Below are 21,496 nucleotides of genomic sequence, written 5' to 3'. Positions count from 1 at the left end.
CTCGTTTATAAATTCACGCGCTCCAGCGGCGTCTGCTGCGCGGCCTCACGCTCCAGTTGCAGCAAATCGGGCATGGCCGCCTCGGCCGCCTCGATCTCCGCCAGAGTCGGCTTCGTTTTGGGATGAGGCGGTGTAAAAATGGTGCAGCAATCCTCATAGGGCTGGATGCTGGTTTCATAGGTGCCGATCTGATGGGAGATATGGGTGATCTCCGTTTTATCCATTCCGATGCAGGGCCGCAGGACCGGCAGATCCTGTGCGGCATCGGTGCAGGCCAGCGCCATCAGCGTCTGGCTGGCCACCTGAGCCAGGCTCTCACCGGTGATGATGGCCTTGGCGTCCTCCTGCTTGCACAAAATATTGGCAATGCGCAGCATACTGCGGCGCATGAGCACCGTAAACAGGTCCGCCGGCGCATGGTCGCGGATATACTCCTGCGGCTTGGTGTAGGGCACCACATATACGTTCAGGTTTCCGGTCCAGGGCGTCAGCTCCTTGGCCAGTTTCATCACCTTCAGGCGTGCGCGCTCGCTGGTATACGGCGGGCTGGCAAAATGCACACAAATCAGCGAAAGGCCCCGCTTTGCCATCATATAACCGGCCACCGGGCTGTCGATGCCGCCGGACAGCATCAGCGCCGCCTTACCGGAGGTGGACACCGGCAGACCGCCCGCGCCGGGATGCTTTCCGCCGTGCACGTAGGCAGCATAATCCCGAATTTCCACCATTACATTGACCTGCGGATTGTGCACGTCCACCCGCAGATGCGGATAGGCGCTCAGCAGCGCAGCACCCAGCTCCCGGCCAAGTTCCATGCTGTTCATGGGGAAGGACTTGTCCGACCGCTTGGCGCTGACCTTAAAGGTTTTGGTATTGCGCAGGGTATCCCGCAGATACGTCACAGCCGTCTGCTTGATCACCTCAAAATCTTTTTCGCAAACCGCCGCCCGGGAAAGAGTGGCAATACCGAAAATTTTGGAAACACGGTCAAACGCCGCATCCATGTCCTGATTTCCGTCCACCGGTTCCGCATACATGGTGGATTGGGCCCGGTACACTTTAAACTCGCCCACCGTTGAAAGGCGGCGGCGCATGGTCTTCATCAAAACGCTCTCAAACGTAGCGCGGTTCAGCCCTTTCAGGGCCATCTCACCCTGATTGGCCAGAATAATCTCTCTCATCGGAATCTTCCCTCACCGTCTGATTTTCGCAATTTCCGCGACGCCGCAGCGCAAAGCTGCCAGCAGGGCGTCCACGTCTTCGGGGGTATTTTCCCCGCTGAAGGATACGCGCACCGCAGTATCCACCCGGTCGCGGGGCAGCCCCATGGCCTGCAGCGTGTGGCTTGCCTCGCCCTTGGAGCAGGCAGAACCGCTGGAGACATAGATGTCTCTTGCCTCCAGATAGTGCAGCATCGTCTCACTTTTGATGTTCTCCACGGAGAAATTGCACACATCGGGCATTGCGTCCGCAGGGCTGTTGCGCACAATACCCGGAATCTCCGCCAGCCCCTGCCACAAACGGGCGGCCAATGCTTCGACCCGTGCCCGGCGCTGCCGGTCGGCCTGCATTTGCTCCACCGCGCAGCCCAAAGCCGCGATAAAGGCCGTGTTTTCCGTTCCCGGACGCATTCCCTGTTCCTGATGGCCGCCGTACAAAAATTTCTCCACATGGTATCCTTTACGCAGGTACAGAGCCCCCACGCCCTTGGGCGCATGGATTTTATGGCCGGATACCGCATAGCTGTCGATTTGCGTTGCATTCAGCCGGATGGGAAGCTTGCACCACGCCTGAACCCCGTCCACATGCACCGCCGTCCGATTATTTTTCGCCTTGACCGCCTTGGCAAGAGCCGCTACATCCAGTACGGAACCCACTTCGTTGTTCACATGCATGGCCGTTACCAGCGCGGTCCTGGCGCAAACTGCATTCACAAGTTCTTCCGGATGCACATGACCGTCCCGGTCAGGCGCCACCACGGTGACGCGCCAGCCATCCTGTTCCAGCGCGGCCACCGCATTCTGCACCGCAGGGTGCTCGTACCCGGTGACGACCACATGATCGGCCCAGGCGCGGCGCGCTTTGCAGGCGCCGAACACCGCAATGTTGTCTGCCTCGGTGCCGCTGGCGGTAAAGTAAATTTCGCCGGGCTTTGCTCCCAGTGAATCGGCCACGATCTGCCGCGCTTCGTCGATCACCATTTCGCTGCGCGCACCGGGCGCATAAAGCGAAGAGGGATTGGCAAAATGTTGTTTTAACACCGCACAGGCAGCGTCGGCCACCGCGTCCGCCGCACGTGTTGTAGCGGCGTTGTCAAGATAATGCACGCAGATGCCTCCATAATACAATATATAAAATGATTATACTACACTTGCGGCCGCCTTGGCAATGTAAAACCGGTGAAAAAAACGGGCGGAAATCCGCCCGTCAAACCTTTGCGCATCTGCGGCGCCCTTATTCCGACTCCGGATACAGGCCGCCCGCAATCTGAATTCCTTCCGGCACAATGCCCACGATGGAATACATTGACACATATGCCTTTGCCTTTTTGGAATACAGCGTCACCATATCTCCCTGCCCCTCTTCGTCCGGCCACACTTGCCAGTCATCCAGACCGGAGAGCCCCAAATAATCAACATAGCACCGCAGCCGCTCCGCCGGGTCGAATTCCACCTGCGGGATTGTCAGGCAAAAGCTGGTAACCTTGCCCGTCGTGCTCTCCAGCGTGATCTGTTCCCACTGCGCATACAGGGAGCCGTCCGAATCTTTTTCCCAGACATTCAGGGTGAGAAAGCCGGCAGAATCCCGCATATAAGAGCAAGTGAGATAGTGTTCCTGCAGGAGCAGATATTCTTCCAGCTCCGCGGGAATCGATGTCATGTCCAACCATTCGGCATCCAGCACACCTGCCTCCGCCAGATCCTCGATGTAGCCGTTCAGCATGGTGAATCCTTCATCCAGGATCTCGATTTCCCCGCTCTGCCAGTAAAAGTCCTGCCGGTTTCTCTCCCGAAGTGTCTGCACCAGGTACAGGTCTTCCCCACTCATCTGAACGCTTTGCACGCTTCGCCAGGACCGGCTGTGGGAACGGGTAAACAGCGGTACATCCGCCATGTGCAGCGCCGCCAGCGGCAGTGCGCTGATGAGCAACGCCAGAGCGCCTGTGGCCAGCACCGCGCAGCGGGGATGCCGCCGCAGCCAGGTTTTTCGTTTCATTTGCCGTCCGCCCCCTCGCTTGTCTGCAGCTCCAGCCAAAAGCTGACGCTGGTTCCCTTGCCCTCTTTGCTTTCAAAGGTCAGTGTGGTTCCATGCAGCCGTGCAATCTCGCTGCACAGTGCAAGCCCCATTCCGCTGCCGCCCTGCCGGCGTGCGCGGGACTTGTCCACCATATAAAACGGTTCGGTGATCCGACTCAGCTGATCCGCCGGAATGCCGCGTCCCTTGTCAGCCACCGTAACGCAAATCCGATTTTTCTCCTGTCTCCACAAAGCGTAGATCCTCTGATCCTTCGGTTCCGCCTTGAGAGCATTGTGCATCAGATTGTACACCAGATCTGTCAGCAAGTCCTTATCTGCCAGCACCACCACACCCGGCGATTTCTGAAAGCATAGCTTGATCCGGCCGCTGACGGGCGCCAGCGCCACATACACCGCTCGAAAAATTTGTTCCAGCGGCACCGGTTCCAGCTCGGCTTTCTGCTCTGAGAGCCCCATCAGCATCAGCAATTTCCGGCTCAGGGATTCCACCCGCTTGGCTTCGGAGAAAATGTAACCCGCGGCCATGCGCTGCTGCTCCGGGCTGACCTGCATGCTGCGCAAAGTATCCGCATAACCGATGATGGCGGTCATGGGAGTTTTCAACTCATGGGAAAACGCCCCCATAAAATCTTCCCGTTGCCGCACAGACAGCGCCAGTTCGTCCACATTTTTCTGCACCGCCTCGGCCATCGCGTCAAAGTTGCGGCTCACCAGGCCGACCTCGTCTCCGGTATCCAGCTCCGTCCGAACATCATACTCTCCCTGGGCGATGCGGGTACTGGCCTCGCTCAATGTTTTCAACGGCTTTGTCAAACGGTTGCTCAACACCACAGCCGCTCCCGCACACAGTACCAGCGTAACGGCTTCCATCTGCCACAGTCTCCACAACTGCTGATCGCGCGCGTCAAACACGCTGGTCACATCGTTAACGCTCTGCATGTAATATGTTTTGACCGGCGTATTGACCTGATTCTGCAGCAGAAGGTAACAGCGGTCGTCCGCCTGCCGAAGTTCGTAGGCCGTATCGCCTCCGCGCAAAGGGAACCAATCAGCCCAGGTATCGGATGTAAAAGCAGAATACACCTCGCTTTCATCGGTCATCAGGCGAATAAAATTCATTGTGGCCAGGCTTTCACTTTCATAAGCCGGCAAAGATTCCATATAGCTGCGCATGTTTTCGTCGGTGATCTCTGTCCCCTGCGCCATCCGCGTAAGAACTTCACTCTCCATGGCATAGCACTGCATCAAGTGCCAGCGTTCCGCCTGGGCTTCCGCCTCGTCCAGAGAATCGTTGAAATTCCCCCAAACCAACAGAAATCCACCCACAGAGAAGGATGCCGCCACCAGAAGAATGATGGTACAGCTGAGCTTTTGCGCAAACTTCATGCAGTTACTCCCTTTCCAACATGTACCCTACCTTATAAACCGTTTTGATGTGGTTGTGCCAGTTCAGCTTCTTGCGCAGGCGCTGAATATGCAGATCCAAGGTGCGGGTATCGCTGTCCATCTCACCGCCCCACACGCGGTTGAACAGCACGTCGCGGTACAGAGCAGCGCCCCGGTTGCGCATCAGCTGCTCCAGCAGATCGAATTCCCGGGGTGTCAGCGCCACACCCAGGCCGTTCTGTTTGACTGAGCGGGCCACCGTATCCATGATGACATCAAAGGCCTGCAGTTTCGCGCCGCCCTTTCCGGCCCGGCGCAAAACACTTTCCACACGCGCGATCAGCTCCTCCACCTCAAACGGTTTTACAATGTAGTCATCTGCGCCCAGGTTCAGGCCCTTTACACGGTCACCCAGCGTTCCTTTGGCCGTGATGAAAATCACCGATGTATCCATGGGGCGCAGATACTCCAGCAGCTCATATCCGTCCAGCCCCGGAAGCATAATGTCCAGCAGCACCAGATCGTAGTCCGTTTGTTCGATTTTGTCCGCAGCCTGCAAACCGTCATGCACCATCTCGCACTGATATCCCGCGCGCATCAGGCTCATTTCAATCAGCCTGGCAATGGCCACTTCATCCTCCACAATCAAAATACGGTTCATCGCATGTCGCTCCTTTTCCATTCTCTCCAACAGCATAACGGCTGAATGTATCAAAAATGTTTCATTTCATCGTCCAAACGCAGAAAAACCTCACGGCGGTTCCATGCCCGCCATGAGGCTTTGTGCTTTTTGGGAAAATCAGCCGCCGATCAGGAAATCCAGCACATCCATTCCCGCATCGTTCATAGATTTATACAATTCGGTGTATCCGCAATTTGTACAACTAACCGTATAAAACTTTTTGTTCTGAATGTCAAACAGCTTCGCGAAGTTTCCGCCTGTCGCCTGAAACTGATCGCTCTCGTAACTGGTGCATCCACATTTGGGGCATACATACTGCCGTGTTTCCACTTTTGCCTCTCCTCTCTTCAGGTAAGGTTCAATCGTTTTGCCAAAAGATGATTGGTTACAGCATAGCATACCACATCCCACAACAATGTGACAATGGTAAGAATCCCCAAAAATGCCGCGTAAACAATGGTGGGCGGCATCGTGACCAGTGTCTCGAACACTCCTGCGGCAGCCAGGGCCACGCCGGCGAGCAAAACGGCGAACAAGGCGACAATCTGCAGCACCACCGGCAGGCCGAAGTAAACCACCAGCGTGGCCAGCAGCCGGTTGGCGCCGAACTGCATCCCGACGGCACAGCACAGATAAACGTACAAAAAGCTGCCTGCAAGCGCCAGCACCACCAGCACCGCCAACAGGAACAGGTAAAATCCCAGCCAGGTGCCGGTCCAGTCCGGTGCCATGTTTCCCCGAACCTGGTCCATCATATCGAAGGGCTGCAACACCAACGCCCAAACGCAGCCCACCAATATCCCAAGCGCCGCAATCGCCCACACAAGGGCGGACAGAAGCTTGGCCCAGATCTGCTGCGGAATGGTGGCCGGAACGGAGAACAGCAGATAGCCCTCCTCGCCTGTCATCCGGTAAAAATGAAGCGCCGACAACAAAAACGACGACGCAGGCAAAACCATGGCGCACAACAGCGCGCCAATCAGCAAAAACACGGTGGGAATGGACAGCCAAAGAGGCGTTTTGCCCTGCCAGGCCAAGCATGCCTCTTCCATACATCTGGTGACTCCCGACAAAATCAGCAGCGCACCAAACACCGGCAGCAGAAGCCGCCCCATCCGTTTGGCTTCATGCGAAATCAATTTACTCAGCATCGAAACACCTCCCTGAAAACCGCGTCCACGCTTTTGCCGTACTCTTCCCGCACACTGTCCACACTTTGCGCAAGGCTTACCTGGCCATTTTGCAAAAACACCACGTCATCCAAAATTTTCTCAATGTCTTCAATCAGATGGGTGGACAGAATCAGCGTGGCGTCTTCGCTGTAATTGCGAATAATCGTGTTCAAAATATACTCCCGTGCGGCCGGGTCTACCCCGCCGATGGGCTCATCCAGCAGATACAGTTTTGCTGCACGGCTCATGGTCAGAACCAGCTGCAGCTTTTCCCGTGTTCCTTTGCTCATGGCCCCAATCTTATCTTTGGGGCCAATCCCCAGATCTGCCAGCATGCTCTTTGCTTTCTCGGTATCAAAATCCGCAAAAAAGTCCCGATAAAAGTCCATGACATCAGCTGTGCGCATATAGGCCGGAAGTGCCATGCGGTCCGGCAGATATGCCACCATTCCCTTTGTCTCCACCCCCGGCTCATGCCCAACCACACGAATGCTTCCTCCGCTCGGCACCAGCAGCCCGGCCGCCAGCTTCAAAAGCGTCGTTTTTCCTGACCCATTGGGCCCCAAAAGTCCGATTATGCGCCCCTGTTCAAAGTGCACCGTCAGGTTCGTCAAGGCGCTGCGGGTACCATATCGCTTATTCAACGCCTCGCACTCCAAAGCATAAGTCATTCTTCATTCCTCCTCTGCCTGCCGGCGAATCAGTTCGACAATCTCCTGCGCCGACAGCCCCAGTTTTTTCATACTCTCCCAAAAATCATTCACTTGTGTCTGCGCCATTTTTCCACGAAGCTGTGCCAGCATTCCTGCATCCTGAGTCACTGTGCGTCCCGCAGTACGCTGGGTGAGCACCAAACTTCTCGATTCCAGTTCCTGCAACGCTCTCTGCATGGTATTCGGGTTGACGCCCGCCTGGGCTGCCAGTTCACGCACAGCAGGCATCCGCGTACCGGGCGGGTACTCGCCAATGACCAACGCCAGCTCCAACTGCTCAATCAGCTGAAGATACACCGGCCGGTCCGGCTGGATATTCCACGTCATCCCCTCGCCTCCTTTTGTATTATTGTATTAAGAGCTTAATACAATAATACAGCATTTTGCAAAAATGTCAAGCACTTTTTTAAAACTCTCTTGACGGAAAAAGAAAATCCAGTTATGATATGTGTCATGACACATATCATAACTGGAGAGGAAGCAATCAAAAATGCATTCAAATGAACGGATTCAAAAAATGTGTATTGCCGCACTTTTGTGCGCACTGGGCATTCTGGTACCCATGATCTCGCCCGTACGCATCCAGCTGGGGCCCATGAGTTTTACACTGGCCAGCCATGTCGCTCTCTTTTTGGCCATGTTTATTTCCCCCACGGTTGCAGCGGCGGTGGAACTGGGTACAACGCTGGGATTTCTGCTGGCTGGCTTCGCACCGGTAGTCGTGCTTCGTGCAGCCTCGCAAATTGTATTTGTGCTGCTGGGCGCATACTGGGTTGCAAAGCAGCCGCAGGTCATGCGTTCGCCGGTTCGCATGGGAGCCTATGGCCTGATTCTGGGCATTGTGCACGGCGCACTGGAAGCCGTCGTGGTCACGTTATTCTGGTTTGGCGGTGCCACAATGGACGGCAGCTTTGTTTCCACCGTTCTCGGTCTTGTGGGGGTCGGCACTGTGGTTCACAGCATGGTGGATTACGGCATCGCGTTGTTGATCTGGCAGCCTGTCAGCCGCGTTGTCCGGGTTCCCGTCAGCTATCGCGCCGTGCGGGAGACCGTCTCTTCTCATTCCTAAAAAAATAAAAAAGCAGGCCGGAAGAAACTTCCGGCCTGCTTTTTTAAAATTCCACTTTTTTCTCGATATAAGCTTTCAATTCGCTGATGGGAATGCGAACCTGCTCCATGGTATCGCGGTCGCGCACCGTCACGCAATTGTCCGGAGCAATTCCTTTCTCCTCGTCACCCACCGTATCAAAGTCCACGGTGATGCACAGCGGTGTGCCAATCTCGTCCTGACGGCGATAGCGCTTGCCGATGGAACCCGTTTCATCGTAATCCACCATGAAGTATTTGCACAGCTCGTTGCGGATTTCCATTGCCTTTCCGCCCAGCTTTTTGGACAAAGGCAGAACTGCCGCTTTAAACGGTGCCAGATAGGGATGCAGACGCAAAACTACACGCACATCTTCCTTGCCTTTGGCATCCGTCAGATGCTCTTCATCGTACGCTTCGCACAGGAAAGCCAGTGCCACACGGTCCGCACCCAAAGACGGCTCAATGACATAAGGAATGTAGTGCTCGTTGGTCTCCGGATCGAAGTATTCCAGACTCTTGCCGGAAGCCTCCTGATGGCGGCCCAGGTCGTAATCCGTGCGGTCCGCAATACCCCACAATTCGCCCCAGTCGGTAAACGGGAAGGCGTACTCAATGTCCGTAGTCGCGCGGGAATAGAACGCCAGCTCCGCCGGTTCATGGTCGCGCAGCCGCAGGTTCTCCTCTTTGATGCCCAAATTCAAGAGCCAGTTTTTGCAGTAGTCCTTCCAGTAGGCAAACCATTCCAAATCGGTACCGGGCTTGCAGAAGAATTCGCACTCCATCTGCTCGAACTCCCGCGTACGGAAGGTGAAGTTGCCCGGTGTGATTTCGTTGCGGAACGCCTTACCCACCTGGCATACACCGAAGGGCAGCTTTTTGCGGGTGCTGCGCTGAATATTGGCAAAGTTCACAAAGATGCCCTGCGCCGTCTCCGGACGCAGATAGCATGTGGAAGAAGAGTCTTCCGTTACGCCGATGGCTGTTTTAAACATCAGGTTGAATTTTCGGATGGGCGTAAAATCATGCTTTCCGCACACCGGGCAGACCACATCTTCGTGCTCCGCAATGAACGCATCCATCTCGTCAAAACTCATGGCGTCCACATTCACTTCCGGATGTACATCGCCAATCAGCTTGTCCGCACGATGGCGGGCTTTGCAGCTTTTGCAGTCCAGCAACGGGTCCGAGAACCCGGCCACATGGCCGGTGGTCACCCACGTCTGGGGATTCATGATAATGGCCGCATCCAGGCCCACATTATAAGGAGACTCCTGGACGAATTTCTTCAGCCAGGCTTTTTTCACGTTGTTTTTAAATTCCACTCCCAGAGGGCCGTAATCCCAGGAGTTGGCGAGACCGCCGTAAATTTCGCTGCCGGGAAAAACAAAACCCCTGTTTTTGCAAAGGGCAATGATTTGATCCATGGTTTTATCGCGGTTGTTCATTGCTCACACCTGTCCCTTACTATATAGTATATTTTATTGTACGGCGCGGCGCTGGTTTCGTCAAGGTTTTTCTTGACTTGTCTCAAATGGTTGACGTATAATATAAAATGTTTCATTTAATAGACGTCTGTATTTTGCAAACCGTCCGTATTGCGCATGCCCTGACCTTATTCATTGGGCAGCGTTCTTCCAAAAATACGTTCCTGATTTCTACTGAGAAAAATTCATAACCGGGTGTAGCGCAGCTGGTAGCGCGCCTGCTTTGGGAGAATACGCCCGGGCCACCCCACAACTTCATATCCGGGTGTAGCGCAGTTGGTAGCGCGCCTGCTTTGGGAGAATACGCCCAGGCCACCCCACAACTTCATATCCGGGTGTAGCGCAGTTGGTAGCGCGCCTGCTTTGGGAGCAGGATGCCGCAGGTTCGAATCCTGTCACTCGGACCATCTTTTGCAGAAAAACCGCCTGAAAAGGCGGTTTTTCTGCGTTTTAAGTTCGGTTTTTGCAGTTTTAACGATTGTTGTTTTGTGGCGGTTCAAAGGGTAGAAAAGCTGTGGGCGTATGAGCGAGGATAGCCGCTGAAAACACAAAATCCCTAACCCATCCCTAACTGGTATGATTGCTGTTTTTTCGTTGTGGATACGACAAATTCTTGAGTTTTCCAGTCTTATCCTTTATAATAATTTTACGGTGAGCCTTTGTGCCACCAAGGTAGCCGTGTGGGTGTATTCCCATGCGGTTTTTTATTTTGGTCAATTAGGGAGCGTGATTATTGTGGCAAAAAATGATGCTATTGCAAAAGCAATTGCAGCTGATCCCTATTTGAAAGAGCGCAAGGCACCCTCTGAAGCCGATCAACAGCTGTACTTGAAAGAAGTTTCGTTTTCATGCCCTCTCTGCGGAGCAAGTCTTCGGCATAGACGGCAGAAGAAAACAAATAAGCTGTATGAAATTGCCCATATTTTTCCGAACAGTCCGACCGAGGAACAGTATGAGCGATTAAGCGCACTTCCACGCTTAGGCGATAATTCTGAATCTTTCGAAAACAAGATTGCACTGTGCAAAGATTGTCATGCAGAGCAGGATTATCACACTACGCAAGAAGATTATTTGAATCTCTACAATAAAAAGAAATATTTACTCCAGTTAACGGATCTCCATGAGGCTACCTTGACAATGGGTTTGGAGCATGAAATTGCAAATGTGGTCGAAAAGTTTTGTTCCCTGCGTGAGGATGAACTTGCCAAGCTAAACTATACCCCAGTCAGTCTGACAAAAAAATTCGCTGCGGAAGATTTTCATTTAAAAAACCTAATTGGTATGTATGTCACCATTTATTACCCCTATATCCGTGATTGTTTCAAGGAGTTAGAAGGGCTCAATGGCTTCCGTTTGACAGTTCTTAGTCTCCAGATAAAAAGCTGTTTCATGAAACTGGAAGGCATCTCAGACAACAAAACTGATATATTCAATCGGCTGGTTGATTGGGTGATGACAAAAACACTCTCAACATCCAGAGATGCGTGCGAAGCTGTCGTATCTTTTTTTGTACAGAACTGCGAGGTGTTCCATGAGATTACCGAGTAAAATCACATCTTATAGCGAGAGTGTGATTAGCAAATTTCCGCCAGTACTCACGGCATTACATAATGCAGACACTGGTGTCCTTGCACTATACGAAGCTACTATGAATCATTTCAGCAGTATTGAGGAATTCTTGGATACACTGGATTGCCTGTATGCACTCCATAAAGTTATCTACGACGCAGATCGCGAGGTGCTCTGTTATGTTGCGTGAGATTTACTGTGATAAATTCCATCAGAAACAAATTGTTTTTAATCCAGGGCTTAGTGTGGTGTTGGGCACCAATACAGGTGACAACTCCATTGGAAAATCCACCTTTCTGCTAATCGTAGACTATGTCTTTGGCGGCAGCACATATGCAGGCACAGCAGACATAATCGAGAACGTTGGTTCCCATGATATATATTTTACTTTTGTTTTTGGCAAAGAAACTTTCAAATTCTGCCGAAACAGCATTAGTGCTCATACCGTTTGGAAATGTAATGATTCTTATGAGAAGGTTGAGGAAATTGCACTGACTGATTACTGCAAGTGGCTGGATTTGAAGTACGCAATATCTTTGCCAGAACTGTCTTTTCGTGATGCAGTCGGTCGATATATTCGAGTATACGGTAAAAATAATTGTGACGAACGCCATCCGTTACACTATCGCGCAACTGAGAAAGCAGAAAAGGCGTGTTCTGCGCTTCTAAAACTTTTCGATGCATATGCCCCTCTCAAAGAAACAGAAGCGGAAGCCCAACACTCTGAGGCTGAACTGGCTGCATATAAGAAAGCACAATCTTTACAGTTCATTGCCAAGATTACAAAGCGGGACTATGTGAAAAACGAAAAAGAAATTCGTAATCTTTCCAATCAAATTGAAGAACTGTCTTCTGGTCTGGAACGCGGGTTGCTCGATGTAGACGCCGAGGCCTCTGAACAAGCTATTTACATTAAACGACTTTTATCCCGAGCCCGTCGCTCAAAAAGCAGAGTTCGAGCCCGGTGGAATATGCTTGATGAAAATGGCAACTATGCTTTTTCTTCTACTACTGATTCCTTTGCTGACTTACTACAATTTTTCCCAGATGCAGCTGTTGCACACTTGGATGAAATTGAGGGGTTTCATAAAACGATTTCCTCCGTTTTCAAGGCTGAACTGAGAGCAGAACGTTCTAAACTCGAAAAGGAACTGGCTGAGTATGACCAGATCATTCACGAGTACGAAGATCAACTGCAGGAATTGGTGCAAAACCCCAACCTCTCTAAGGTTATCCTGACCCGTCACGCAGAACTACTTCGCGAGAAAGACCGGATGCAAAAAGAAAATGATGCCTATGAAAAGCTCCAGCAGCTAAAGGAGGCACGTAATGCTGATTCAGAGCGGCTTAAAACAATTAAACAAAGGCAGTTAGCTTTAGTTTCTTATCGACTTAACGATGAAATGAGCCGACTCAATGATGCTATTTACGAGGGGTCCTACAACGCTCCTGTATTGAATTTTACTGACACTGGATATGATTTCTTTACCCCGGACGATACCGGAACCGGTATTGCATACAAAGGACTTGTTGTATATGATCTTGCCGTGTTGAATCTAACAAAGCTACCGATATTGGTACATGATTCGGTTGTACTGAAGCAGATTTCAGACGATGCGATTGAAAAAATTATTGAGTTGTATTCTACCTGCGGCAAGCAAATCATTATTGCCCTGGATAAGCAGGATTCGTATAGCGAAAAGACATCTCGCCTTCTTAGTGATTCTGCTGTATTGAGATTGACCAGTAACGGTCAAGAATTGTTTGGACGCTCCTGGGGATAATCTATCTGCAATTTTTATGGGCTCGCCATTTCTGGCGAGCCCAGTTGCTCTTATCCCACTCTCTCGAACGGTATCACCTTACACCGGCTCTCCTCCGGCAGGTCAGGCGGCTCCGGTTCCGGCTTGGCCGTGGCAGTTTCCATGAAGCCGCCGATCTTCTCCGCTGCACCTCTCTGCATATCGTTGGTGATATGCGTATAGGTATCGAGGGTGAACCCGGCGCTGAAGTGGCCCAGCATACTGGACAGCGTTTTCACATCCACGCCGCTGGAGAGGGCCATGGTGGCGAAAGTATGGCGCAGATCATGGAAGCGCACATGTTCCTCGATGCCGGCCTTTGCCAGCAGCTTGCGATTGATTCTGGACACCGCGTCCGGACTCCAGTAGCCTCCAGTGCGGGGCGACGGGAACAGGATGGGATTGTCAGGGTGCTGTTCATGTTCCCGCACCAGCATATCCACCGCCTGCTGAGACAGCGCCACCTTGCGGACAGAGTTCTTGGTTTTCGGCTCCGTTACTACCAGCTCCCCGTCAATCCGAGTGACCTGCTTGCTCACCGATAATATCCGGTCTTTTACATTCAGGTCATCCCACTGGAGTGCCAGCAGCTCTCCACGCCGCAGGCCGCTGGATAACTCCAGGAAGAACATGGGCAGCACGCCGTACTTCTCCGCCTCGCGGAGATATACCCCCAGCTTCTCCGGCGGGATGATGGTCATCTCCTTTTTCTCTTTGGGCGGGATGCGGCAGTTGTCGCAGGGGTTGTATGGAATGATCCGCTCCTTGACCGCCTGCTTCAGCGCCGCAGCCAGCACCATGTGGATGCGCCGTACCGTACTTCCGGACAATTCCGTGTTGGTCTGCTTCTCGAAGCGCTGCACCCGCCCCTTGGTTTTGGAATCATTGTACATCTTCTGAATCTGGATGGCGGTGAGTCGCTTGAGTTTTACTCCCCCGATGGCCGGCACGATGTGGTTCTCGATGACATTCTCGTAGGTCTTGGCGGTGTTGGGGCGAATCACAGGTTTGCTGTAGGTTTCAAACCACAGCCTGCACCATTCCGCTACGGTGTAGTCCTCGTTGTGATTGACCGGAATGCCCCGGTTATCCCGGATAGCCTTTGCCAGCTTCTCCTTGCATTCGGCCTGCGTCCTGGCGGACACGCTTTTCTGAATGGCTCGGCCGGTGCTGGGGTCGATACCCTGGGTGTATCTGCCCTCCCAGCGGCCATTGGGCTTCTTTCGGATGCTGCCCTCGCCATTTGCTCGTTTCTTTGCCATTAGTCATCCCTCCTTTGGCAACACAAACAAATACCACAGAATCTCGGAAATAGCTATCACAATATTTCAGATTTTTTTGCGGCCTTCTCGTCGATCCACGCCATGAGCTTATCGCGGGGGACGATGATGCGGCTGCCCAAGGTGATGGTGGGGAAATCCTTCCGGTGAGCCACCTCGTAAGCATGAGCCAGTCCGATGCCCAGCACATCGGCTACATCCTGTACGGTCAGCATCAGAGGGAGTTCATTAAAAGAGTTGTACTTGGATCGTTTCATTGGATTCCTTTCTACCCTTCCATGGGAAGGGATTTTATTCTTTGTTTTGCGGCTCATTTCCTGCGCCGCTTACATGGTCATTTCAGGCCACTGTTCCTCATGGTCATCCGGCTTGTGGCCCAGGGCAATTTTCTTTTCCCGCAGCTTTTTGAGCCGCTTGCGGTCGATTTGGATTCCGCCGGGGCGGGACTTGGGAATAGAGTTGTCCTGGAACACCCGGCTCATGTGGTGGAGCAGCCGTGTCACCGCCAGCATCGCAGAGGATGAACGCCCTTCTTCCATGTAATCCAGAAGGTATTGGGCATATTCGTTCCCCTGATTGGCCGACCGGGTCAGCCAGAGGTCAGCCTGTTCCTTATCGTGGGGCACTTCTTTTCCTATGAGGTACAGCTTGCCCAGTATATACTGAGCATAGGGATTCCCACGCTCGGCAGATTGGGTGAACCAATCCACCGCACCCGCCGTATCCTTTTCCATGATCTCGCCACGGAGCAGTTCTTTGCCCAGTCGGTACATGGCCCAGCTGCTGCCGCCTTCCGCAGCGTAGCGCAGCCACTCCACGCCCCGTGCGGTGTCATGCACCTCCAGATCATCAGAGAGATACAGCTTGGCAAGGGCATACTGTGCGACCAGATGCCCCTGCCGGGCAGCCTGTTCAAACCAGTACCGTGATTCCACTCCATCAGGAATCAGCAGAGGGCCGTCCCGCCAGAGTTTGCCCAGCAGGTATTGAGCGTAGCGGTCGCCATCCTTCGCCAGCTTCTCCAATTCACAGACTGCCTCGCTCCGCTCCTCCAGCGTCATCTGTTCCTCCCGGAGGATCTCCTGCAATCTCCAGTACTCATAGGAGCTATTTCGGAACTGGTCCGGCTCGTCCTGCTGGCCGAGGTCCCGTTCTTCGAAGGTGATCTCGCCCTGCCGCAGCCGCTCCGCTTCCCGGATGACGGCGTTTTTGATCTGACGAAACTCTTTCTGCTGTGAGAGCGGGATTTGCTCCCTGGGCTTATCGTGGTAGTAGCTATCCACTTTTCCCTGAAGCATCAGCCATTGTTCATAGCATCGCCGCACAACGGGAAGCCGCTCTATCTCGTCTACGATCTCGTCCACCAGCCGCTTGAGCCGCTTGGGGAGGTAGCCGTAGGTTTTCTTTCCGTTGACCGTTTCCAGCTGCGCCGCCAGCTTCTGCATGAGCTGCTCGGCGTCTGGATGGTTGCATATGCCCTCCCGCATACTCTGTATCAGATCCAGCATGGCGCGCCGCGTTTCCCGCACCAGCTTGTCCCGGGACTCTGTCTTCTGCTCATAGAGGTGGAGCATCTCGTTTCGAAAGATGTCGTTGGTCAGCTTGGATTTGATCTGTCGGATGCCTTCTTTGGAGAGGTAGGCTTGTCCAGGCTTGGCAGACCAGGCCATCATGTGGATGTGCGGGTGTTCGCCTTCGTCGTGGAAGGCGGCGTACCAACGGAAGTCTGCGGGCGGTATCTTCATTGCCGCTGCGATTTCGTTGCGGTGGGAGCGGATGAGATTTCTCCATGCCATAGCATTGTCGAAGCCCAGACGCGCCGCATCTTCCCGCTTGAGAGAGATGATGTGCGTCCACACATTGCCGGTGTAGTGTTCCAGTTCTTCCATGGCCTTTTCCAGCGAGACACTGTCACTGTCTCCGAACAGTCCGTGGGAGCCGAGCCGCTCCGCCCGAGGCCGGGTGGCGATGTACTTCATATACTGCTCCGACTGATGGAGCGCATCCCAGTTGGATTCCAGCGCCAGGGTGATGAAGGCAGAGGCCGCAGCCTTGGTAGGCTTTGTCTGGTAGTCCCAATACTCGTAGAGGGTTTTGGTGTCCGGGAAGTCTTTCACCAGCTTTGCGATGAGCTGCTCCTGCTTTCGTGTGGGCGGACGGTCATCCGGAAGAATCTCTACCCGCTCCCGGGTTGCGATGTAGCGAAGGTAGCCGGCAGCGCCGCCGGTGCTTTTGATGTAGGGACTTTTCAAAATTAGTCTTGCCATTCGTCATCATCCCAGTCCAGCTCTCCGGCGGAGCGTGCGCGCTTCTCCAGAGAGATGAGTCCGTTGGTGGCTCTCACATTCCGAACGCTCGCCGCTCGTCTGCGCTTCAGCTCATCCCGGTCTACCTCCACCGCATCCGCGATGATCCCGATGAGAAGATCCAGCTCCACCTCTCTGGTGAACTCCCGCCTGGCGATGTGGTCCTCCAGCCGACCCAGTCTGCCGTCCAGCGCAGCCTGGAGCGCCGTGGGCAACAGAGATTGGTTGTCCTGGGTCTCGAGATAGTCCACATAGAAGTTAATTGCCTTTTCCACAAACTCATTTTTGCTTCTGCAGTTGTCGGCAGCGTACCACTGCTCCAGTCTCCGGCTGGTTTCCGGCTTCATCCGCAGCGGGAAACGCTCTTTGGTTTCATTGCTCATTCAATTCCTCCTTTTCTCTATCAGACATCTGTGAAAAGCCTGCAATATGGAGCTTTGGGGGAAAGCTGACGCCAACGGCATCTTTTCTGCCCGTCAAAGACGCCAGCTTTCGTACCCCGAAACTGCCCGCACTGCGGGCAGAAGTGGCCGACCGAGCGGCGCTTGCGACGCCAGGTCTTTATCCTGCTTTTCCGTTCGTCCTCGCAAACTCCTCCGAAAGCGGGTCAAATTCGTCCTCAAGCCCCTGGTCGGGACTGGGACTCCCTTCCTCCCGGAAAGGCGCACACAGGGCGTTCTGGCGGCTCTGGGCGTTGGATTTTTCGAGAAGCTGTGCCGCACGGTAACGGGCGGCATCCTCCTCCGCTTGCCGGAACTGCCGTTCATAGAACGCTTCGACTGCACCCTGGATAGGACGGATGGTATAGCGAAGATTTCCGTTCAGCGGCTTTCCATCTCTGCTCTGCACGAGCGTCGGCTCGGTGCAGATGAGACCTTTCTCCTCAAGCTGCCGCACATACTTTGCCACCGTGTTCTCGCACATACCGATTGCTTTGCCGATGGTTTTGTAGCTGGGATAGCACTGGTAGGTTTCGCGGTTTTCGCACCGGAGCAGATAGGTGTAGAGGGAGATCTCCCGGTAGTCCAGACCGAGACTGAAAATCTCGTTGGGGACCAGAAAATAGTTTTTCTCTGCGCTGCGCTTTTGCCATTTGTTGAAACTCAATTCATACCTCCTGTGTGGTTGGAGTTGCACTGTGTGTCAGCTCCGTGTCTTGAAACTTACTGGCCAGTTTTCTTTCTCTGCTATCTCATCACACTCCACTTCCCGGTGTAGAGCGCAGCGGCCTCCTGCGCTGTTGCCGGGATGACGGTGCGATTTTTCTTTCGGCAGAAAAAGAAAAAGACCTACATATCTCCTGTGGTCGGACAGCAAAATCAGCGGCACTGTATTTCTTGTGCCGCGAGGTCTTGTCCAACCTCGGATATGTAAGTCTACTGATGGTATATAAGTCGTCGATATAAAAATCGATGGAACTCAATTGATGAGTTCGGGTCGAGGTCTGATATTCAGTTGTCGTTTGGAGATGATTCACATCATCTTCGCAATTATTTTAGCAGAGGAAATTCTTTCCGTCAAGTAGGGGTGCATAAAATTATCTCTTTTCGGGCATACTAAAAAGTTCTGCAGTTGAGCGGAGTTCAGCGAACAGAGTAGTCATTGTGAACGAAGGAGCTGAGACCTGGCGGACTCAGCTCCTTCTGTTGTGTTGCATTATTCTTTTCTCAATGCCTTGTACAATTCCTGAGCCATTGCTTCCTGAACCTTCTGATAGAAATCCGGGTCGTTAAACAATTTTGCAAAGGAGTCGTTGTTATCAAGGAAACACTGGGTCACAATATCGCGGAACTTATCAGGGAACAGAGACCGCACGAACATTTCGGTACTGTTGTCCTTGGCATATTTTCTGAACTTCTTAACCTCGGAGTCCTTCATGAACATCTGATAGATGCCCTCAATAATGACGCGGTCGGCATCGGTGAAGTTTCCACTGAAGCGTTCGTTCACCTTGTCGATGATGCTCTGGAGGGTATCTTTCTTCTTGTTAGGTACCTTCGGCGCGGTGCTGCCGCCGGGCACAAATACAGGCGGCTTCTCATCCAGAACGATTGCTCCACGGAAGGTCTCGGTGAGGGAAGCGTACTCCAGCTTGATTTTGTCCTCAATATCCACAACTTCATCGCCGCCGCTTCTCGGAAGAAGTCGAACGAGATGCAGGGTATACTGATATTCGTTAAACAAATCCCTGTCATGGAGCCGCACCAACTGCGTAACAAAAGCATACGCCTTATTGAACTTTCGCACATAGTCCCGAACGGAATAGCGGTCATCCTCGCTCAGATCCATGTACCGAGCAATTGCGGGACGGAACATACCTGCCAGTCTGCCAAGGGCAACAGCATCCTGGTCTTTGCCTGCCTGGGTTGCCATGAATTTGTTAAAGGTCTCCACATCATCGAAATTGTACAGCATGAAATCCCGAATCTTATTGCGGAGGTCATAGACCTGATTCAAATCAGTGCTACCTTCAAGTGTCGTGGTCTCATAGTACGGCAGGAAGGCACCTTTGATATCCTCCTCGGTGTTCTCGAAATCCAGAACAAAGGTGCTGTTCTTTCCGGAAGCAGTACGATTAAGACGAGAGAGAGTCTGAACTGCGGTAACATCGCGCAGTTTCTTATCCACATACATGGTGTGGAGCAGCGGTTCATCAAAGCCCGTTTGATACTTGTTCGCAACGACCAAAATGTTGTACTGGCTGCTGTGAAACGCCTTGCGGAACTTTTTGTCGGTGGTGATATACTTGCCGTCCTCATCCAGGTTCATGGTAGCTTCGGCAAAGGGTTTTTCACTCGGATAGTCATCCAGGGTAACTTCGCCAGAAAAAGCAACCATCGCATCGCAACCAACGCACTGCTCGGCATGGTCAGCAACGTATTTCTTGATTGCGAGATAATAGCGGACTGCGTTTGCACGGCTGTCTGCCACGACCATGGCCTTGCCCTTACCGCCAATCTGATAACGACAGTTTTCCAGGAAGTTGGTCATGATCATCTCCGTCTTCTGAGCGATGGTATAACCGTGCTGTTTGTAATACTTGAACAGCGCACGGGATGCCTGACCCTCAATGAGTTCCGGGTTGTCCTCAGAAACACGGATCAGCTTGAATGCCTCACGGATGGTGGTGTAGTTTGCCAGCACATCCAGAATATAACCTTCCTCTATGGCCTGCCGCATAGAGTACACATGGAACGGAGCCTTGATGGATTCGCCGTCCGGGGTCATTCCCACCACGGTACCAAAGGATTCCAGAGTCTGCTCCTTGGGGGTAGCAGTAAAAGCAAAGAAAGACTGATTGTCATGTCTGCCCTGACCGATGACTGCATTGATGTACTCGTCGGTCAGATCAACTTCTTCCTCTTCGATTCCGACTTCTTCGGCATACTCTTTGATGGCAACGCCAATATCAATCAGACTGCGGCGGAGGGATTTTGCGCTCTCCCCATTCTGGCCCTGATGGGCCTCGTCGATGATGATGGCGAACTTGCGGCCACGAAACTTCTCCATATCCTTCTTTGCAAAGAGGAACTTCTGGATGGTGCAAATGATAATACGCTTTTTATCGTTGATGGCTTCCGCAAGGCTGCGGGAGTTCTTTTTGTCGTCAATGGCCTCCACCAACCCCGCCTGGTGTTCGAAGCTGTTGATGGTATCCTGCAGCTGGCTGTCCAGCACCACGCGGTTTGTAACCACGATGACAGAGTCAAACAGGCCGTTGTTTTCCGCGTCATGGATGGATGCCAGTCTGTAGGCGATCCATGCAATGGAATTGGACTTGCCGGAGCCGGCGGAGTGCTGGATCAGATAATTGGTGCCGACACCGTTCCGCTTCACATCCGTCAGGACCTTCTTTACAACATCGTACTGGTGGTAGCGGGGGAAGATCATCTTCTCTTTGGTGACCGTTTTGGTGACACCATTCTTGACCACTTCTTCCTTTTCCTTTACAAAGGAAATGAAGCGGTGGATGAGGTCGAGCAGGCTGTCGCGCTGGAGCACTTCCTCCCACAGGTAGCTGGTGGCGTATCCGTTGGGATTGGCAGGGTTGCCTGCGCCGCCGGTATTGCCCGCTCCATTGCTGCCCTGGTTAAAGGGCAGGAAACGGGTTGCACCGTCCGCCAGCTGTGTGGTCATCCACGCTTCGTAGAGGTCAACGGCAAAGTAGAGCAGGAAGCGGTGGTTCAGACGGAACGCGAACTCCTTGGAGCTGCGGTCATGCTTGAACTGGTTGATGGCGCAGACATAGTCCTGCCCGGTCAGTTGGTTTTTCAACTCCAAAGCCACCACGGGAATCCCGTTCACGGACAGCACCATATCAATGGTATTGGTATTGGCGGTGGTATAGCGGAACTGGCGGGCGCAGCCGAGGATATTTGCCTCGTAGCGCTCCGTTGCCAAAGGATTCAGTTCGGACTCGGGCTGAAAGAAGCAGACCTTGAGCTTGCAGCCCATGTCCTCGATGCCGTTGCGCAGGACATACAGCAAGCCCTGGTTGGAAATGGTGGTCTCCAGGCGGTGGTACAGCTTGTCCGCAGCCTTGTCGCCGTAATACTTGGTATACTTTGCCCACTCCTTGGGCTGGGTCTTGGCGATGAATTCGCAGAGCACATCCATATAGATGCACTTGGCGATGTCATGCTGGCGGATATGTACCCAGTCGCCCTCGGCGTCCTGCCCGTTAAATTGCTCATAGCCATGAGAGATGAGATGCTGTTCTATGTCGTATTCGAATCTTTTTTCGGAAGTGTCCATG

20 protein-coding genes and 1 tRNA gene are annotated in these 21,496 nt (G+C 53.0%); 5 read left to right on the top strand and 16 right to left on the bottom strand.

Annotation, left to right across the window (positions count from 1 at the left end; translation table 11 throughout):
- Window positions 1-5: 5 nt before the first annotated feature.
- The 9 genes from thiI to ACKTS9_RS14870 form a co-directional block, all read right to left on the bottom strand.
- Window positions 6-1,181, bottom strand: coding sequence for a tRNA uracil 4-sulfurtransferase ThiI (gene thiI, locus ACKTS9_RS14910; RefSeq protein WP_349214814.1), 1,176 nt, complete (start codon window positions 1,179-1,181; stop codon window positions 6-8).
- Window positions 1,182-1,193: 12 nt separating this feature from the next.
- A complete protein-coding gene (locus tag ACKTS9_RS14905) occupies window positions 1,194-2,327 on the bottom strand; it encodes a cysteine desulfurase family protein (protein ID WP_407881738.1) in 1,134 nt (377 codons plus the stop codon).
- 127 nt (window positions 2,328-2,454) lie between these two features.
- Window positions 2,455-3,216, bottom strand: coding sequence for a hypothetical protein (locus tag ACKTS9_RS14900; RefSeq protein ID WP_407881737.1), 762 nt, complete (start codon window positions 3,214-3,216; stop codon window positions 2,455-2,457).
- Entirely contained in the window at window positions 3,213-4,643 is a 1,431-nt protein-coding gene (locus ACKTS9_RS14895; protein WP_407881736.1) for a sensor histidine kinase, read from the bottom strand. Before ACKTS9_RS14895 ends, ACKTS9_RS14900 begins: the two co-directional genes overlap by 4 nt.
- 4 nt (window positions 4,644-4,647) lie before the next feature.
- A complete protein-coding gene (locus tag ACKTS9_RS14890) occupies window positions 4,648-5,304 on the bottom strand; it encodes a response regulator transcription factor (RefSeq protein WP_407881735.1) in 657 nt (218 codons plus the stop codon).
- A gap of 138 nt (window positions 5,305-5,442) precedes the next feature.
- A complete protein-coding gene (locus ACKTS9_RS14885) occupies window positions 5,443-5,655 on the bottom strand; it encodes a zinc ribbon domain-containing protein (protein ID WP_349214824.1) in 213 nt (70 codons plus the stop codon).
- 17 nt (window positions 5,656-5,672) lie between these two features.
- Window positions 5,673-6,476: a hypothetical protein gene (locus tag ACKTS9_RS14880; protein WP_407881734.1), complete on the bottom strand. Its 804-nt coding sequence runs from the start codon at window positions 6,474-6,476 to the stop codon at window positions 5,673-5,675.
- Complete coding sequence (locus tag ACKTS9_RS14875) at window positions 6,470-7,168, bottom strand: ABC transporter ATP-binding protein (RefSeq protein ID WP_407881733.1); 699 nt, start codon at window positions 7,166-7,168, stop codon at window positions 6,470-6,472. The genes ACKTS9_RS14880 and ACKTS9_RS14875 overlap by 7 nt, the downstream gene beginning before the upstream one ends.
- Before the next feature lie 3 nt (window positions 7,169-7,171).
- The gene (locus ACKTS9_RS14870) at window positions 7,172-7,537 is read right to left on the bottom strand and encodes a GntR family transcriptional regulator (RefSeq protein ID WP_349214830.1); all 366 of its coding nucleotides are present in this window, start codon (window positions 7,535-7,537) and stop codon (window positions 7,172-7,174) included.
- Between the two features lie 163 nt (window positions 7,538-7,700).
- Between ACKTS9_RS14870 and ACKTS9_RS14865 the strand changes: the two genes are divergently transcribed.
- The gene (locus tag ACKTS9_RS14865; protein WP_349214832.1) at window positions 7,701-8,279 is read left to right on the top strand and encodes a hypothetical protein; all 579 of its coding nucleotides are present in this window, start codon (window positions 7,701-7,703) and stop codon (window positions 8,277-8,279) included.
- Between the two features lie 43 nt (window positions 8,280-8,322).
- On the opposite strand, the gene ACKTS9_RS14860 is transcribed toward ACKTS9_RS14865, so the two are convergent.
- Window positions 8,323-9,744, bottom strand: a complete 1,422-nt coding sequence (locus ACKTS9_RS14860; RefSeq protein ID WP_349214834.1) for a glycine--tRNA ligase — start codon at window positions 9,742-9,744, stop codon at window positions 8,323-8,325.
- Window positions 9,745-10,114: 370 nt separating this feature from the next.
- Between ACKTS9_RS14860 and ACKTS9_RS14855 the strand changes: the two genes are divergently transcribed.
- The 4 genes from ACKTS9_RS14855 to ACKTS9_RS14840 all read left to right on the top strand — a co-directional run bounded on the left by ACKTS9_RS14855 (window position 10,115) and on the right by ACKTS9_RS14840 (window position 13,136).
- Window positions 10,115-10,190 (top strand) — tRNA-Pro (locus ACKTS9_RS14855).
- A gap of 328 nt (window positions 10,191-10,518) precedes the next feature.
- Window positions 10,519-11,331 carry an ABC-three component system protein gene (locus ACKTS9_RS14850; protein ID WP_407881732.1) on the top strand — a complete coding sequence of 271 codons (813 nt, stop codon included), beginning with the start codon at window positions 10,519-10,521 and terminating at the stop codon, window positions 11,329-11,331.
- Window positions 11,264-11,542, top strand: a complete 279-nt coding sequence (locus ACKTS9_RS14845) for an ABC-three component system middle component 7 (protein WP_407881731.1) — start codon at window positions 11,264-11,266, stop codon at window positions 11,540-11,542. Before ACKTS9_RS14850 ends, ACKTS9_RS14845 begins: the two co-directional genes overlap by 68 nt.
- Window positions 11,532-13,136 carry a DUF2326 domain-containing protein gene (locus ACKTS9_RS14840; RefSeq protein WP_407881730.1) on the top strand — a complete coding sequence of 535 codons (1,605 nt, stop codon included), beginning with the start codon at window positions 11,532-11,534 and terminating at the stop codon, window positions 13,134-13,136. The genes ACKTS9_RS14845 and ACKTS9_RS14840 overlap by 11 nt, the downstream gene beginning before the upstream one ends.
- A 50-nt stretch (window positions 13,137-13,186) precedes the next feature.
- Here ACKTS9_RS14840 and ACKTS9_RS14835 read toward each other — a convergent pair whose 3' ends face one another.
- From ACKTS9_RS14835 to ACKTS9_RS14810, 6 genes are all read right to left on the bottom strand, one after another.
- Window positions 13,187-14,416: a tyrosine-type recombinase/integrase gene (locus ACKTS9_RS14835; RefSeq protein WP_407881729.1), complete on the bottom strand. Its 1,230-nt coding sequence runs from the start codon at window positions 14,414-14,416 to the stop codon at window positions 13,187-13,189.
- A 56-nt stretch (window positions 14,417-14,472) separates the two neighbouring features.
- Window positions 14,473-14,691, bottom strand: a complete 219-nt coding sequence (locus tag ACKTS9_RS14830; RefSeq protein ID WP_407881728.1) for a helix-turn-helix domain-containing protein — start codon at window positions 14,689-14,691, stop codon at window positions 14,473-14,475.
- 69 nt (window positions 14,692-14,760) lie between these two features.
- The gene (mobP3, locus tag ACKTS9_RS14825; RefSeq protein WP_407881727.1) at window positions 14,761-16,701 is read right to left on the bottom strand and encodes a MobP3 family relaxase; all 1,941 of its coding nucleotides are present in this window, start codon (window positions 16,699-16,701) and stop codon (window positions 14,761-14,763) included.
- Complete coding sequence (locus tag ACKTS9_RS14820; RefSeq protein WP_407881726.1) at window positions 16,689-17,123, bottom strand: hypothetical protein; 435 nt, start codon at window positions 17,121-17,123, stop codon at window positions 16,689-16,691. Before ACKTS9_RS14820 ends, mobP3 begins: the two co-directional genes overlap by 13 nt.
- A 178-nt stretch (window positions 17,124-17,301) precedes the next feature.
- The gene (locus tag ACKTS9_RS14815) at window positions 17,302-17,847 is read right to left on the bottom strand and encodes a helix-turn-helix domain-containing protein (RefSeq protein ID WP_407881725.1); all 546 of its coding nucleotides are present in this window, start codon (window positions 17,845-17,847) and stop codon (window positions 17,302-17,304) included.
- A 549-nt stretch (window positions 17,848-18,396) separates the two neighbouring features.
- Entirely contained in the window at window positions 18,397-21,495 is a 3,099-nt protein-coding gene (locus ACKTS9_RS14810; RefSeq protein WP_407881724.1) for a type I restriction endonuclease subunit R, read from the bottom strand.
- Between the last annotated feature and the right edge of the window lies 1 nt (window position 21,496).

This window comes from Owariibacterium komagatae, from assembly GCF_045865535.1.
GTDB classification, from domain to species: Bacteria; Bacillota; Clostridia; order Oscillospirales; family Ruminococcaceae; genus Ruthenibacterium; species Ruthenibacterium komagatae.
This window is presented reverse-complemented; position numbering and strand designations above follow the sequence as displayed.